16 protein-coding genes are annotated in these 15,071 nt (G+C 62.4%); 10 read left to right on the plus strand and 6 right to left on the minus strand.

Features of this window, described 5'->3' with window-relative positions:
- The first annotated feature begins 7 nt into the window (after positions 1-7).
- The 7 genes from MUY37_RS00240 (at position 8) to MUY37_RS00270 (ending at position 4,449) form a co-directional block, all read left to right on the plus strand.
- Positions 8-265, plus strand: a complete 258-nt coding sequence (locus MUY37_RS00240) for an RNA-binding S4 domain-containing protein (protein ID WP_499193483.1) — start codon at positions 8-10, stop codon at positions 263-265.
- A gap of 52 nt (positions 266-317) precedes the next feature.
- Complete coding sequence (gene fdxA / locus MUY37_RS00245) at positions 318-656, plus strand: ferredoxin FdxA (RefSeq protein ID WP_115415588.1); 339 nt, start codon at positions 318-320, stop codon at positions 654-656.
- 13 nt (positions 657-669) lie between these two features.
- Positions 670-1,458: a YihY/virulence factor BrkB family protein gene (locus MUY37_RS00250; RefSeq protein WP_499193484.1), complete on the plus strand. Its 789-nt coding sequence runs from the start codon at positions 670-672 to the stop codon at positions 1,456-1,458.
- 224 nt (positions 1,459-1,682) lie between these two features.
- Positions 1,683-2,216, plus strand: coding sequence for a CarD family transcriptional regulator (locus MUY37_RS00255; RefSeq protein ID WP_115415586.1), 534 nt, complete (start codon positions 1,683-1,685; stop codon positions 2,214-2,216).
- Between the two features lie 156 nt (positions 2,217-2,372).
- The gene (locus MUY37_RS00260) at positions 2,373-3,110 is read left to right on the plus strand and encodes a head GIN domain-containing protein (protein WP_499193485.1); all 738 of its coding nucleotides are present in this window, start codon (positions 2,373-2,375) and stop codon (positions 3,108-3,110) included.
- A 136-nt stretch (positions 3,111-3,246) separates the two neighbouring features.
- Positions 3,247-4,065, plus strand: a complete 819-nt coding sequence (locus tag MUY37_RS00265) for a head GIN domain-containing protein (RefSeq protein ID WP_499193486.1) — start codon at positions 3,247-3,249, stop codon at positions 4,063-4,065.
- Positions 4,066-4,119: 54 nt separating this feature from the next.
- Positions 4,120-4,449, plus strand: coding sequence for a hypothetical protein (locus MUY37_RS00270; RefSeq protein WP_499193487.1), 330 nt, complete (start codon positions 4,120-4,122; stop codon positions 4,447-4,449).
- Here the strand turns inward: MUY37_RS00270 and MUY37_RS00275 are convergent.
- Positions 4,446-5,375, minus strand: a complete 930-nt coding sequence (locus MUY37_RS00275; protein WP_499193488.1) for an L-threonylcarbamoyladenylate synthase — start codon at positions 5,373-5,375, stop codon at positions 4,446-4,448. The two genes, MUY37_RS00270 and MUY37_RS00275, sit on opposite strands and share 4 nt — an antisense overlap.
- A gap of 46 nt (positions 5,376-5,421) precedes the next feature.
- Here MUY37_RS00275 and MUY37_RS00280 point away from each other — a divergent pair, with 46 nt between their 5' ends.
- Positions 5,422-7,161: an acyl-CoA dehydrogenase family protein gene (locus tag MUY37_RS00280; RefSeq protein ID WP_499193489.1), complete on the plus strand. Its 1,740-nt coding sequence runs from the start codon at positions 5,422-5,424 to the stop codon at positions 7,159-7,161.
- Between the two features lies 1 nt (position 7,162).
- Here MUY37_RS00280 and MUY37_RS00285 read toward each other — a convergent pair whose 3' ends face one another.
- Complete coding sequence (locus MUY37_RS00285) at positions 7,163-8,623, minus strand: PQQ-dependent sugar dehydrogenase (protein ID WP_499195093.1); 1,461 nt, start codon at positions 8,621-8,623, stop codon at positions 7,163-7,165.
- A gap of 77 nt (positions 8,624-8,700) precedes the next feature.
- On the opposite strand from MUY37_RS00285, the gene MUY37_RS00290 reads away from it, so the two are divergent.
- Complete coding sequence (locus tag MUY37_RS00290; protein ID WP_499193490.1) at positions 8,701-9,183, plus strand: GAF domain-containing protein; 483 nt, start codon at positions 8,701-8,703, stop codon at positions 9,181-9,183.
- Between the two features lie 120 nt (positions 9,184-9,303).
- Positions 9,304-10,290: a glycine zipper 2TM domain-containing protein gene (locus tag MUY37_RS00295; protein WP_499193491.1), complete on the plus strand. Its 987-nt coding sequence runs from the start codon at positions 9,304-9,306 to the stop codon at positions 10,288-10,290.
- A 520-nt stretch (positions 10,291-10,810) separates the two neighbouring features.
- Here the strand turns inward: MUY37_RS00295 and MUY37_RS00300 are convergent.
- Genes MUY37_RS00300 through mnmG form a run of 4 tightly spaced genes read right to left on the minus strand, consistent with a single transcriptional unit; the run spans position 10,811 to position 15,049 of the window.
- The gene (locus tag MUY37_RS00300; protein WP_499193492.1) at positions 10,811-11,788 is read right to left on the minus strand and encodes a ParB/RepB/Spo0J family partition protein; all 978 of its coding nucleotides are present in this window, start codon (positions 11,786-11,788) and stop codon (positions 10,811-10,813) included.
- Positions 11,785-12,576, minus strand: a complete 792-nt coding sequence (locus MUY37_RS00305; protein ID WP_499193493.1) for a ParA family protein — start codon at positions 12,574-12,576, stop codon at positions 11,785-11,787. Before MUY37_RS00305 ends, MUY37_RS00300 begins: the two co-directional genes overlap by 4 nt.
- Positions 12,573-13,202, minus strand: coding sequence for a 16S rRNA (guanine(527)-N(7))-methyltransferase RsmG (gene rsmG, locus MUY37_RS00310; protein WP_499193494.1), 630 nt, complete (start codon positions 13,200-13,202; stop codon positions 12,573-12,575). Before rsmG ends, MUY37_RS00305 begins: the two co-directional genes overlap by 4 nt.
- Positions 13,199-15,049: a tRNA uridine-5-carboxymethylaminomethyl(34) synthesis enzyme MnmG gene (gene mnmG / locus MUY37_RS00315; RefSeq protein WP_499193495.1), complete on the minus strand. Its 1,851-nt coding sequence runs from the start codon at positions 15,047-15,049 to the stop codon at positions 13,199-13,201. The genes rsmG and mnmG overlap by 4 nt, the downstream gene beginning before the upstream one ends.
- Positions 15,050-15,071 lie beyond the last annotated feature (22 nt).

A 15,071-nucleotide genomic window follows, 5' to 3' on the forward strand; every position in this document is an offset into this window, starting at 1 on the left:
AGCCCGCGTGAGAATCGACCGGCTGCTGTGCTATCTGCGCTTCGCGCACACCCGCAGCGCGGCGCACAAGCTGGTCGACAAGGGGCATATTCGCCGCAATGGCGAGCGCGTGACGCGCTGTTCGCGCGACATTGCAGAGGGCGATATCCTCACCCTTCCCCTCGGCAATTCGGTCAAGCTGGTGGAAATCCTGGCTCTGCCCCAACGCCGCGGGCCGCCGCGCGAAGCACAAGCCTGCTATCGGGAGCTTGACCCCAACGGATAATCCGCCCTAGCAGCGCGGATCAGGGAACCACTTCGCGAGGATTACGCTACCCATGACCTATGTCGTCACCGATGCCTGCATCAAGTGCAAGTACACCGATTGCGTCGAGGTCTGTCCGGTCGACTGTTTCTACGAGGGCGAGAACATGCTCGTCATCAACCCCAGCGAATGTATCGACTGCGGCGTGTGCGAGCCCGAATGCCCTGCCGAAGCCATTCTTCCGGATACCGAAGACGGGCTCGAAAAATGGCTGGAACTCAACACCAAGTTCAGCGCGGAATGGCCCAACATCACCCAGTCGAAAGAGCCGCCCGCCGATGCCGATGAATTCAAGGATAAGGAAGGCAAGTACGAGCAGTACTTCTCTCCCGAACCAGGCGAAGGCGACTAAACGCTAGGCGCGCATGCTCGCTGCGCTGAAAGGGGCCTGGCAAGCCGGATCGCGGGACAATATCGGGCTTATAGCGGCTGGCGTCGCCTATTATGCCTTGCTCGCTCTCATCCCTGCCCTTGGCGCAATCGTGCTCGCCTACGGCGTCTTTGCCGCTCCACAGACCGTCGGCTCCCATATCGAGCTGTTGACGAACCGGCTTCCTGCATCTGCGGCGGATCTGATAGCCGGGCAACTGGAAGCTGTGTCGGACGGATCGTCCGGCGCTCAGGGCGTCGGCCTGTTTGTGACGCTGGCGGTCGCGCTGTTCGGCGCGCGAAGCGGGGCTCGCTCGCTGATGACCGGCTTCAACATCGTGTTTCATGCAGATGAGGAACGCGGCTTCGTCAGGGGCAATCTGGTCGCGGTGGCGATCACGGCCGCGAGTCTTGCGGGCATGATCGCGGCGGGTATCGCCAGCGCGGCGCTCGCCAATCTCGGCGGCGTGGTCGGTGCTTTGGCGAGTATGGTGCTTGCCGGTATCGCGGCCACTCTTGCGGCGGGCATGCTCTACCGCTTTGCACCCAATGCCCCCGCCCCGGCGTGGTCGGCGATATGGCCTGCCGCCACCCTGTTCGCTACCTCGTGGATCGTTGCCACTGCCGGTTTTGCTTTTTACGCAGCGAATTTCGGGAATTACAATGCGACCTATGGCACGCTTGGAGCGGTACTGGCGCTTATCACATGGTTCTGGGCGACAGGTTTCCTGCTGTTACTCGGGGCCGAGTATGCGGCGCTTCGCAGCACGCGGAACATGGCCTGAATAACCGCTCTCCCGCCCAGACTCGCAATATTGGGGGCAGTGTGCTATATAATGCAACAACTGCACCGGTTTGCTCCCGGGCAGGTGTGAGAATTGGAAGGGCAGGCCAACCAACACCGTCATATTTGGTGCCAGACCGCACTCCCCCGTCGCGGGATTGCGGCCTCGAGTTCCCGTGACGCTGTTGGTCACTCGGGCCGGGCCTGGATGAAAGGATAGATTGCATGGCTAGCAAGGCTGATGCCTTCGACGTTGGCGACTACGTTGTATACCCCAAGCACGGTGTCGGCCGTGTCATCGAGCTCCAGAGCGAGGAAATCGCCGGTATGCAGCTCGACCTCTATGTCCTGCGATTCGAAAAGGAACGCATGACGCTGCGCGTTCCGGTTAACAAGGTCGAATCGATCGGCATGCGCAAGCTGTCTTCGGACAAGACCCTCAAGGAAGCCATGGAGACCCTCAAGGGCAAGCCCAAGGTGAAGCGCACCATGTGGAGCCGCCGCGCCCAGGAATACGAAGCGAAGATCAATTCGGGCGAAATCGTGCTGATCGCGGAAGTGACGCGCGATCTCTTTCGCCCCGACGACCAGCCCGAACAGAGCTATTCGGAGCGCCAGATTTTCGAAGCGGCCTCGAGCCGCCTCGCCCGCGAGCTCGCGGCGATGGAAAAAACCGACGAGGCTACCGCTCTCGAGAAGATCCTCGACGTCCTTCGCGAACACGCGCCGCAATATTACGAAAATACCGAAGACGCGTAAGCGCGTCGAAATTCGGACAGGTAAAAGGGGGGGCCGCAAGGCGCCCCCTTTCTTTTCAGAGAACAATTCCACTAAGCGATTACACTTGTCGACGAACGAGCTCGACACGCGTTCCGCTTAATGGGAAGCATGCGGCCATCCATCGGGAGAACCGCCATGTTTCGTATGCTTGCCGCCTGCTCGCTGGGCCTTACCGCCTTCGCCGCAATACCCGCCACCCAAGCGCATCCCGGGAAAGAGTGGCGCTCCTCCCTCGACAATGGAGAGCGCATCTCAACCTCCTGGTCCGGCACCGCGCGCTTCGATCAGGTGACGCTTGCCAGCAAAGACGATGTTCGCGTGACGCGTGGCGATCGCTGGCGCATCAGGGCCAGCGGCAATCCCGTCGTGCTCGCCGAATTGCGCTTCAAGGTCGAAGATCGCAAGCTGATCATCGGTCGCCGTTCGAACCGCGACAAGATTGAAGGCAGCGCGAGGATCGAAGTGATCGCCCCTGCTGTCGAAGGCGTCACTCTGGCCGGGTCGGGCGACCTTTCGATCGATACGATGGATACAGACCAGGTCGATGCCACCGTGGCCGGATCGGGCACAATCGAGGTCGACCGTATCGCCGCCAGGGAACTGACAGCAACGGTTGCAGGGTCTGGCGACCTGCGCATCGCCGGGCGGGCAGGCAATGGGCGCATTACGATCGCCGGTAGCGGCGAAATCGATGGCCAGCGGCTCCGCCTCGAACGGGCTAGCGTTTCGATTGCCGGATCGGGCGATGCGCGCTTCAATGCCGACGACAGCGTATCTGCAAGCATTGTCGGCAGCGGCGATGCTATCGTCTCGGGCACCACCGATTGTACCCAGACCCGGATGGGCTCCGGGCGCCTCACCTGTTCGCGCTGACCTTCATCTGACCTTCCAACATGCCCAAACAAGGGGTGCTCGAAGTGAGCACCCCTTGTTTCACCACCTTGATGATCTCGGCCTGCTGTATTATATCAGCAATACGGACTGCCGTAGTGAAAGGAACACGACCGCGATGATCCATCGAATCTTCAAGGGCCTCGTCCCGATTGCCGCCCTCGCCGGTGCCACGCTCGTCGCCGGGTGCGACGGGATGAATATCCAGATTGGCGACGTTGAAGGCGTTCCCTTGGCCGAACTGGACATGGCCGGTGCCAATCCCAGCGAATTGGTACTTGCCGGCCCGGACAAAGTGATCGTGACACAGGGCGACGAACTCGACATTGCCGTTTCGGGTGACGAGAAAGCGGTCGACGCCATGCGCTTCGCCCTGGATGACGATTCGCTGACAATAAGTCGCGAGAAAAATAGCTGGAAGGATCGCGGCAGAGCCACGGTTCGAGTGACCATGCCCAGCCTGCGCGCCGTGGTCCTGGCCGGTTCGGGCGAGCTGGAAGCGGCTTCGATGACGGGCAAGACAGATGTCACCATTGCCGGATCGGGTACCGCCAAGGTCGCGGATTTCGACGCCGATTCACTCGACCTGACAATCGCCGGCTCCGGCGATTTCGAAGGGGCGGGCCAGGTGGATACGCTCGACCTGACCATTGCCGGTTCGGGCAAGGCCAATATGGAAGGGCTCAAGGTCGGCAAGGCCGATATCTCGGTCGCGGGATCGGGTGACGCCGAATTCTCGTCTGACGGCGAGGTCGACGCCAGCATTATGGGATCGGGCACGATCACCGTGAATGGCCGGGCAGACTGCACCGTCAGCTCGATGGGTTCGGGCAAGCTCAATTGTCGCGAGGCGCGCAGCGCCGCCGAAGCAGCGGAGGCGCCGGTTTCACCCGAAACACCTGAGGCGCCCGAGGAGCCCGGCGCACCAGAAGCCTGAGTTCATCGACGGCACACCGATTATCGGCTAGGCGGCGCTGTGAAAGGAACTCGCATGCGTCGCCTAGCTATTCTGGTTCTCCTTCCATCGGCTGTGATGTTGCCCGGCTGTCTGGCGAAGACCGTGGTCGACGTCGCGACAGCTCCGGTCAAAGTGGTCAGCAAAGGCGTGGACCTCGCCACCACCAGCCAATCGGAGGCGGACGAAAAACGAGGCCGGGAAATCCGCAAGCGCGAGCAGCGTCTGGCGAAGCTCGAACGCGATTACCAAAAACAGCTCGATCAGTGCGAGGACGGCGATCGCCGGGCGTGCAACAAAGCACGCGACACTTATGCCGAGATGCAGCAGATCATACCGAGCATTCCGGCCGACCCCGAACGCTAGTCGGCCGGAGCTGCCGCACGGCGCAGCCGGTCGTTGATGGCGATGCCGATCCCCTCCTCCGGGATCGGTGCTACGGCGATACGAGGCTTGTCCGAACGTGCGCCCTCGTGGAGGCAAGCATAGAGCCGCGCGGCTGCCTCTGCGAGATCGCCGCTCGCGGACAAGGTGCATTCTCCCGGATATTCCCCGAATCCGATCCAGAACTCGTCTGGCGCAACTTCTGACGCCATCAGACGGACCGGCTTGCCCGGCGCATAGTGACTGGCCAATTGGCCAGGGGCTTCGATCCGTCCCGGTCTATCGGACAAACCGCCAAGTGCGATAGGCCCAGGGCGCAACACGTCTACCGACCCATCGGACCGAACCGCGGCAATCGTCGATTCGAGACCGCGCTCACATTCGCCGCCATCCAGAACCGCATCGATACGGCCATCCAGCGACGCCAGGACATGCGCTGGCGAGGTGGGGCTGATGAAGCCGCTGCGGTTGGCCGAAGGGGCCGCGAGAGGAAAGCCGGTTCGGTCAAGCAATACGTGCATGACCGGGTGCGCGGGCATCCGCAGAGCGAGCGTTTCGAGACCCGCCGTAACAGCCTGGGCGAGCCTTGCACCGCGATGGCGCGAAAGCACGAGCGTCAGCGGGCCGGGCCAATATTCGCGCGCAAGCCGCTCGGCCGCAGGCGGGAAATCGGCAAATTCCCTTGCCTGTTCCAGCGAAGCGACATGGACGATCAGCGGGTTGAAACTGGGCCTGCCTTTCGCTTCGTATATACGCGCCACCGCCGTGTCGCTATCGGCGCGGGCAGCAAGGCCATAGACGGTCTCGGTGGGCACGGCCACAAGGCCCCCGTCACGGAGGATCTGCACCGCCCGAGCGATGCCACCCTCATCCGCGTCAAGCGTTTCCGTAGCGTATTTGCCGCCCATGGATGCGCGCTATATCTGAACCCCCGCAAAGCCAAGAGGATTACCTGTGACCTATACCCCCGCCACCCAGGACCAGTTGCTCGCCATTCGCGTCAATGCGGGTATCGACGAGCTTGCCCAGAGTGAGAAATTCGCTGCCGCGGAGCCCGATATGGTCGAAGCGATCGTGGCGGGAATCGGAGAGTTCGCGGCTGGTGAATGGGCTCCGCTCAACCGCGTCGGCGACCTCGAAGGAGCGAAGCTGGAAAACGGCGCGGTTCGCCTGCCCAATGGTTTCGCCGAGGGCTATGCCGGATATGTCGAGCAAGGGTGGAACGCGATTTCCGGGCCGGTCGACTTTGGCGGGCAGGGGCTGCCTTTCACACTATCGTGCAATGTGCTGGAGAATCTGGGCACGGCGAACATGGCCTTCAACCTGCTCCCCATGCTCAGCGTGGGCGCGATCGAATCGCTCGAACATCACGGATCGAAGGAGCTGCAGGAAAAATACCTGCCCAAGCTGGTCAGCGGGGAATGGTCGGGCACAATGAACCTGACAGAACCGCAGGCGGGATCGGATGTAGGCGCATTACGCACCACGGCCGAACCCATCACCGATGGCGAGCACGCGGGCAAATACCGGATCAAGGGCCAGAAGATCTACATCACCTGGGGCGAACACGATCTGTCGAAGAACATCATTCACCTCGTGCTCGCGCGCCTGCCCGATGCGCCCGAAGGAAGCCGCGGGATTTCGCTCTTCATCGTGCCCAAATATCACCTGAAGCAAGACGGGTCGCTCGGACCGCGCAACGATCTGCGCTGCGTCAGCATCGAACATAAGCTCGGCATCCACGCCTCCCCCACCTGCGTGATGAGCTATGGGGACGAGGACGAGTGTATCGGCGAGCTTGTCGGCGAGGAAAACCGTGGGCTGATGGCCATGTTCACAATGATGAACAATGCGCGGATCAATGTCGGTAATCAGGGCGTCCAGATCGGCGAGCGCGCGACTCAGCAAGCCCTGATATACGCGCAGGAGCGCGTCCAATCCGCCCGCGCCGGTTCGCCTGACAAGTCTCCGGTCGCGATCATCGAGCATCCGGACGTGCGCCGTATGCTGCTGCGGATGAAAGCGCTGACCGAAGGGGCGCGTGCCCTGCTTTATTTTACCGCAGGCCAGGTCGATCGGGGTACGCTGGGCGATGTCGATGCCCGGGCTCGCGGCGAAGTGCTCACACCGCTGATCAAGGCGTGGGGTACCGATATCGGAATCGAAGTCGCCAGCCTTGGCGTTCAGGTCCATGGCGGCATGGGATTCGTGGAAGAAACCGGGGCGGCGCAGCATTGGCGTGATTCGCGAATAGCGCCGATTTACGAGGGGACCAACGGGATACAGGCCGCCGACCTTGTCACCCGCAAGCTTGGCCTCGATGGGGGGAATGCCCTTTCCAGGTTGATTGCGGATGCCGCGAAAGACGCGGGCGACGAACCCGCACTGGCCAGGCTCGCGGCGGATTGTGCAGCAGTGGCGGACTGGATGCGCGAAGAGGCCAGTCTCGACGATCGCCTTGCCGGATCGGTGCCGTTTTGCACGATGTTCGCCGTTACGGTCGCGGGGTGGCAACTGCTGAAGCAATTGCGCGCCGTTGAAGCGGGCGAAGCGCCCGGACTGGCGGCCACGAAACCGGCCAGCGTACGGTTTTTCCTCGATCGGATCGTGCCCGAGGCGTCGGGGCTGAAAGCCGCCGCCATGGCCGGGGCCGCGCCGCTATACGCGGTCTCGTCCGACCAGTTGGCGGGCTGAACTATTCGGCGGTGACACGCCGCGCATAATCGTCCTGGCCAAAGGTCGCTTCCTGCCCGCGCAATTCGCGCTGGGCAGGAAGGCGATCGCCGGTCACACGGTCGAGCCCGGCCTGTGGTTCGGCACCCGGCGCAACGACGCGCCAGATGATCCCGGCCGTATCGTCGGATACCAGCAGCGAACCGTCGCCCGCCCATTCGACCCAGGTTGGACGCCCCCGCGTCGTGCCGTCATCCTTGAGAAAACCGGTGAGCACGGGAACCGGCTTGCCCGTTGGATTGCCGCGCTCGTCGAAGGCGACATAGACGACATCGTAGCCCGAGGGCGGTTTGCGGTTCCAGGACCCGTGCTGCGCGATAAAGGCACCGCTTGCGAATTGCTCGCCCATTCGCGCCCCTTCCCGGCTGAACACCAGTCCGAGTGCGGCCACATGGGGGCCGAGCGCATATTCGGGGGTCCTCACATAGCTGATGAACTGCGGAATCGGATATTTGACCCGGCGATCGAAATTGTCCCCGAAATACACCCAGGGCCAGCCATAATGAACGCCGACAGGGACATTGGTAAGGTAGTCGGGCACCAGATCCGAGCCGAGCATGTCGCGTTCGTTTACCGTGGTCCAAAGTTCACCGGACCATGGGCTGAAGTCCAACCCATTTGCATTGCGCAGCCCCGCTCCGAACACGCGCTGGCGCCCGGTATCCAGGTCTATTTCCCAGATGAGGGCGCGGCCTTCCTCGATATCCATACCGTCTTCGCCGATATTCGACTTCGACCCGACGGCGGCATAGAGTCGGTCTCCTTCGGGATGCAGCGCGAGGTTGCGCATCCAGTGGCCGGTTCCCTCGGCAAGAACAGCGATCTTGCGTCCTTCGCCGGTCAGCCGTGTCGCGCCGAGCTCATAATCGAAGGCCAGCACTTCGTCGTGATTGGCGACATAGAGGGTGCCATCGCCCCATGCGATCCCGGATGGCGAATCGAAATCATCGCGCAGGACGAAGCGGCCTTCCGCCACACCATCGCCATCCGCATCACGCAAAAGGACGAGCTGGTTCGCGCTTTCGCCGCCCGCTCCCGCCTTGCGGAAGAGGAAACCCGCGACCAGATCGCGCAGCCAGTTGCTGTCACCGCTCTCGATCTTGGGCGATTGGGTCAACGAGACGAGGAGATCGCCATTGGGCAGTGCCTGCAGCGTGCGTGGATGATCGAGCCCTTCGGCGAAGCGATTGACGGAAAGGCCTTCTGCCGCGATCGGAGCCTCGCCCTCGCCCCAGCCGACCGGCTCCGCAATTGCGACCGTCGGGAAACTCTCTTCGGCGGGCTCGTCGAGCGTCGGGTCGGTCCCCACCGTCTCTTCGAAAGCGATGTCCGCAGTGTCTCCCCGGGTGAGGAAGTATCCGGCGACCAGAATCACCAGAAGGATGACGAGGAGCGCGATGCCCAGCTTTTTCAGGATGCCCATGGCGGAGGGAATAAGCGAGCGTGCGGCGGGGAGCAATGGGGCTTGCAGGGCGGCACGCACACGCTACATCGCGCGCCATGTTCGATTTTCGTCCCGAGCCCGGAACACCCAAGCCCGAAACCTATCGCCAACTGGTCGAAGCGGCCGACGCGCTGACCGTCGGTGAGCCCGACGCAGTCGCCAATATGGCCAATGTCGCGGCTTTGATGTGGGACTTTCTACCCGAGCTCAACTGGGCGGGTTTCTACCGTGTCATCGACGGGGAACTCGTGCTCGGCCCTTTCGTGGGGCGGCCCGCCTGCATTCGCATTCCGGTGGGCCAGGGCGTATGCGGTAGGGCGGCTGGCGACGGCGCCACACAGCTAGTCGAGGACGTTCACAGCTTTCCGGGCCACATCGCCTGCGATTCCACGACCAATTCCGAACTGGTCGTGCCAGTCATGCGCGATGGTAGGGTTATCGCGGTCATCGACCTCGACAGCCCAGCCAGGTGCCGCTTCGACGCCAAGGACGCAGCCGGTATCGAGGCGCTCGCCAGAATTCTCGCCGAGCGAATCTGACCGTCGCTGACCCATCGCGGCACAGCCCCGCCACTCTTTTTGCGATGCGCCGGTAGAGTGCTAAACTCGGCCCTGCGCGCGGCGCGGCCCTCTGCCGAGTCGCCAAGAGGAGTTCGTACCATGCCTACCCGTTCCGCTCTCGCCCTGACAGCGTCGGCCTTCGCGGTTCTGCCGGGCGCCGCCCTCGCGCAGGAGGCCATGTCGTACGAAACAGGTGCGTATGAATATCCCCAACCGCTGCCCGAACTCGATGACGACGTGGTCACCGAAACGGTGGCCGAGCAGCCGGTGGTCGAGCCCGGCCCCATAGGCGCCGCCAGAGTCATCTCCGCTCGGCAGGCTGCGCAAGCTCCGGTCTTTGTGAGCAAGCCCACAATCCAGCCGATCGATCCCTCGGATCCTCAGCATTACCGATACGAAGAGGTTGCCGCTACGCCAACTTCCGCAAGGCGCACGATCCCGCCGCGTACACCAGGCTACGCGGCGCAAGGAGTACAGCCGACCTACGTCTATGTGCAGCAGCCACCGCAGGTCATCTATGTGCATCAGGCGCCTGTGGGCTATGCGCAGCCGCCAGCCGGAACCGCGCGCGTGATCTATCGTGAAGGGCCGACGCAGGTCGCTCCGCCACAATATGGATATGGCTATCAGCCGGGTTACGGCGGGGTCCCTACCTATCTGCCGGCCGGGGCGCAGGTCGTGGCATTCGATCGCAACGCATGGCTCGAGGAATGCCGTGCCCGGCTCGACACTTATGAGAGCGATAGCGATCGCGGTGAAATCATCGGCGCCTTGGTCGGAGGCGTTGCAGGAGGAGTGCTCGGCAATCGCATAGCCGGACGCGGCAATCGCACGGCGGGCACCTTGATCGGCGCGGGCACTGGCGCGCTTGCCGGAATGGCCGTCGGGGATGCAATCGAGGATGCCAACCGCCGTCCAACCGACAGCTACGGGCAATGCCAGGCCTATCTCGACGACTATATGCGAAAAGCCACCGCCAGTGCGGGAACCACACAGTATGTCCAGCCGGGTCAATACATGCTGGTCCCGGTGACCGTGGCAGTGCCCCAGCGCGCAGTGTATCGCGACGGAACACCCGCGAACTAGCCCCAAGGGTGATGGTGATGCAGCGCACCGCCATGTCGGACACCAAAGGCCGGCGAAGGTGAATAGCGCGCGGACGGAATAACGGTCTCTAGCCAGGCTATATGCGCCGCCCCGCGAATGTGCAGGTTCGTTACTCCGCGCCGCGCCCCGCGGACTTGGCTAGCACGAGGGGCGACGAAAGCCGCGATTTGCGCGGGCTCCACCCGGTCGAAACGCGTCGAGATGCGAATGGACTATCCCCGCCAGAGGGGGAGCAGTGCCCGCAGCTCCCAAGTCGCGCCGCGCAACATCGATGGCGCTGGGACCATGGCCGGGCCGGAGACTTCTCTACCGCCAGTCGCCGGATTATACGATCGAAGCCGAGCGAAGCGATTCCTGATCAGGCAGCCTGATGAAACCGATAATCCCGGACCATCCCTATCGCCCTCGATAGCCTGAGCCCCTCTCGGCCGCGAAAGGGTCTTCTGCTCGATCACCAAGGTAGACAAATGCTGTCAGGCCTCGCTTCTGTTAGCCGCCCCTAAATATCGCCGCCCGTAAGCCTCTGACAAATAAGGTCAAGTTGATCGAGCGTGCGATAGCGAATGGTGACGCTACCCGTGTTGGGCGTGACATCGGTGGTGATCTTGACCGGCATGCCGAGAAATTCTTCGAGGTGACCCTGCACGGCAGTGATATCGGCGTCGTTTTCGCTTTGATGGGGGTGGGCCGAAGGCGTATCCGACCGCGATTTTCGCGGCTTGCGGGTCAGCGCCTCCATTTCGCGCACGGACAAACCGTCGGAAACCGCTTTTTCCGCGAGGCTTTCGGCCTCATCCCGGCCGACCAAGGCACGCGCATGCCCCATGGTAAGTGCTCCCTCGGCCAGTAACGCCAGCACGCTGTCCGGGAGGCTCAGGAGGCGCTGGATATTGGCGACGTGGCTGCGTGACTTGTCGACAAGCTTTGCGATCTCCGCTTGCGTCATCCCCTCATCTTCGGCGAGCTTCTGATACGCACGCGCCTCATCGACCGGATTGAGATCCTCGCGCTGGAGATTTTCGATGAGCGCCAGCGCCATCACTTCGCGCCGGTCAAGCTCGCGAACCAGTGCCGGTATCTCGTGCAATCGCGCCTTTTGCGCCGCGCGCCAACGGCGCTCGCCCGCAACCAAGCGGTAACGACCCTGCCCTAGTGGCGACACGATGACAGGCTGGATCACGCCACGCGCTTCGATGGAAGAAGCGAGTGCTTCGAGCGATTCCTCGTCGAAGCGCGTCCGGGGCTGTCCGGGAAGCGGCTCGATATCCGCCACCGGAATGGAAGCGAGCCCATCGGTCGGATGAGCCTGGCCCATACCCCCCGATGCCCCCGTCTGCTGGCCCCCGCCCCCATCCGCGCCCGACCGGACGAGCGGTTCCTCGCGGCGGGTTTCGCCCAACAGGGCTCCAAGTCCCTTCCCCAGCTTCTTCTTGCGATCGATCGTCCTGGCTCCCGATTTTTCCGCGCCGTCACTCATGCCGCCTTTTTCCTTTCCGGCAGACGCCCGATGAGTTCCCGGGCCAAGCCGATATAGGCCCGGCTTCCGGGGCAATTGTGGTCGTAGACCAGCGCCGGCATTCCATGGCTCGGCGCTTCGGAAAGGCGCACATTGCGCGGAATCACATGTTCGAAGACCAGATTGCCGAGACAATCGCGCACATCGTCGGCCACTTGATCGGTTAGCCGATTACGGCGGTCGAACATCGTCAAAACAATCCCGACGATGCCCAGATCGGCGTTGAATCCCTGTTGTACGCGCTCGACAGTCTGGAGAAGCTGGCTGAGGCCTTCAAGCGCGAAGAACTCGCACTGCAGCGGCACAAGCAACGTATCTGCGGCGGACAGGGCGTTGAGAGTCAGAAGCCCGAGCGAGGGCGGACAATCGATGAAACATACATCATAGCCCGCAAAACTCCCGCGAGCTTGTGACGAGAGCGCACGCCTCAGCCTTGCTGTGCGATCATCGACGGAAACGAGTTCAACCTCTGCTCCCGATAGATCTTGCGTCGCCGGAACGATATCGAGGCCGGGTATGTCCGTCGGCTGTGCACATTCTGCCAGCGACGCCTGGTCCAGCAGGAGATCGTAGCTCGTATTTTCACGCGCGGCAGCCGCTATGCCAAGCCCGGTCGACGCATTGCCCTGAGGATCGAGGTCGATCAGCAAAGTCTTCCACCCCGTCGCAGCCATGGCCGTCGCGATGTTGATGGCAGTGGTCGTCTTGCCCACTCCGCCCTTCTGATTGGCGATAGCAATGGTGATCATGCTTTTGCGCTCCATTTTCCGCGACCAACCACGATCCCCGCCTCCGGATCGGTTACCGATTGTTCCACGTGAAACATGGCACGGCGATTCTTGGGCAGTCCCGCCACTTCATGCGCCGCCGATCGCCCCTTGGGCAACACCCAATGGGTAGAGCTTGTGGAGAAGGGCGCGGATAAAGTCAGCAAGCGGTCGAGTGGAGCAAAGGCCCGAGCGGAGATGGTCCGGGCCTCGAACGGGATAACATTCTCCAGACGCTGCCCCTCTACCCGACAATTATACAGCCCCAAATTCCCAATGGCGCCTTCGAGCCAATCTATACGGCGGCGTCTCGACTCCACGAGAACCACCGAAAGATCCGGGCGCATCGCGGCGATGATCAGGCCTGGAAATCCCGCGCCGCTTCCGAGATCGAGCCAGGGGCCGTCGCACGGCTCGCACAGCTCGAGCAACTGGGCCGAATCGGCGATATGCCGCTGCCAGACCATCGGCAGTGTCGCTCGGGCAATCAGGTTCTGCCGCTGATTCTCCGCGGATAATTCCCTGACGAGCATATCGAGCCGATCGAGCGCGAGACGGTCGGAAAGGCGGGCAACATAGGTGCGGGCTTCGTCTTCGCTGGCGATCATGCCGCGCGATCCCTCTTTCGGACATGAACGAGCAAAGCGGCGAGCGCCGCCGGCGTGACACCGCTGATACGGCCCGCTGCCGCCAGCGATTCCGGCCGTGCAACCGACAACCGTTCTATCATTTCATTGGACAGTCCAGGAACCTCGGCGAAGGGAAAATCGGGAGGCAGGCGCTGCGCTTCGCTTGTGCGCAGATCGGCAAGCTCGGCCCTTTGCCGCGCGAGATAAGGCGCATAAAACGCATCCTCGGCCAACTCGGTGGCAAGCGAATCGTCGGGATCAACACCGTCCAGCCACGGCCCCAGAGCGGATAAATCGGCATGACCGCCGGCTATCCACTCGGAAGCCGGACGAGGTCCGGTGTCACGTTTCACGTGAAACCCCGCCTCCGCCAGAACTTTCGAATGAATAGGGGTAGCGAGCGCTTGTTCAAATCGCGCGCGACGCTCTTCACGCCTGTCGTACCATTCCGCACGTTCTTTTCCGACCAGACCGTGTTTTATTCCCAGGGGCGTCAGGCGCGTATCGGCATTGCTCGCCCGAAGGCATAGCCGGTATTCCGCCCGTGAGGTCAGCATGCGATAGGGTTCGGTGATACCCTGAAGCGTCAGATCATCGAGCATCACGGAAATGTAGGAATTCGCGCGATCCAGCGGCAGCGCTTCGACGCCAAGGATCGTCGAAGCGGCATGCATACCAGCGACGATCCCCTGAGCCGCCGCCTCTTCATAGCCCGTCGTACCATTGATCTGCCCCGCGCAGTAAAGGCCCGGAATAGCGTGAAGCTCCAGCGAAGAAGCCAGTGCGCGCGGGTCGATATGGTCATATTCGACTGCATAACCCGGAACGGACATTTCCACCCGGCTCAAACCATCCATCGCCCGCAGCATGGCCAATTGAACATCAATGGGAAGCGATGTCGATATCCCGTTCGGATAAACAAGCTCGGTATCTAACCCCTCCGGCTCGAGGAATACCTGATGCCCGTCGCGATCGCCGAAGCGATGGATCTTGTCTTCGATAGAGGGGCAGTAACGGGGGCCTGCCGCGCCGATGGCTCCCGAAAACAGCGGTGACCGATCGAGGTTGGCGCGGATAATGTCATGCGCGCGTGCATTGGTACGGGTGATTGCGCAGAATAGCTGAGGGTTTGATCTCGCCTCCGTCAGCGAACTCATCGTCCAGCATTCACTGTCAGACGGTTGCTCCTCCAGCGAAGCCCAATCGATCGTGCGCCCGTCCAGACGCGGAGGCGTGCCGGTCTTAAGCCTTCCCATCGGAAGATCGGCCTCGCGCAATTGCGTCGCCAGACGGTGGGCAGCCCCCTCCCCTATCCTCCCGCCTTCGAAGCGTTCTTCACCGCGATACAATATACCGCCAAGGAAGGTGCCGGTGCACAAGATCACCGCACGCGACGTGATCTGCGTTCCATCCGCCAATTCCAGTCCGCACACCCGCCCCCCTTCGAGACGAAGGGCAGCTACCTCCCCCGCGACCAGTTCCAGTGATGGCTGCGCGCGGACCATCGCTTGAACCGCCCGATGAAACAACTTCCGATCCGCTTGAACGCGCGGCCCCCATACCGCGCTGCCCTTGGACCTGTTCAGCATGCGATAGTGTATCGCTGCGGCGTCGGCAGCACGGGCGATTACGCCGTCGAGCGCGTCGACTTCGCGGACGAGATGCCCCTTCCCCAGCCCCCCGATTGCCGGATTGCAGCTCATGGCGCCGATCTTCTCGAGATCGAGCGTCACCAGAGCCGTACGCGCGCCAATTCGGGCGGCTGCGCAGGCCGCTTCGACCCCAGCATGGCCGCCGCCGACTACAAGAACATCGAAATCGTGCATGGGATCGGCGCTCTACCGAAAG

It is taken from the genome of Qipengyuania sp. ABI-127-1, from assembly GCA_022953095.1.
Lineage (GTDB): Bacteria > Pseudomonadota > Alphaproteobacteria > Sphingomonadales > Sphingomonadaceae > Qipengyuania.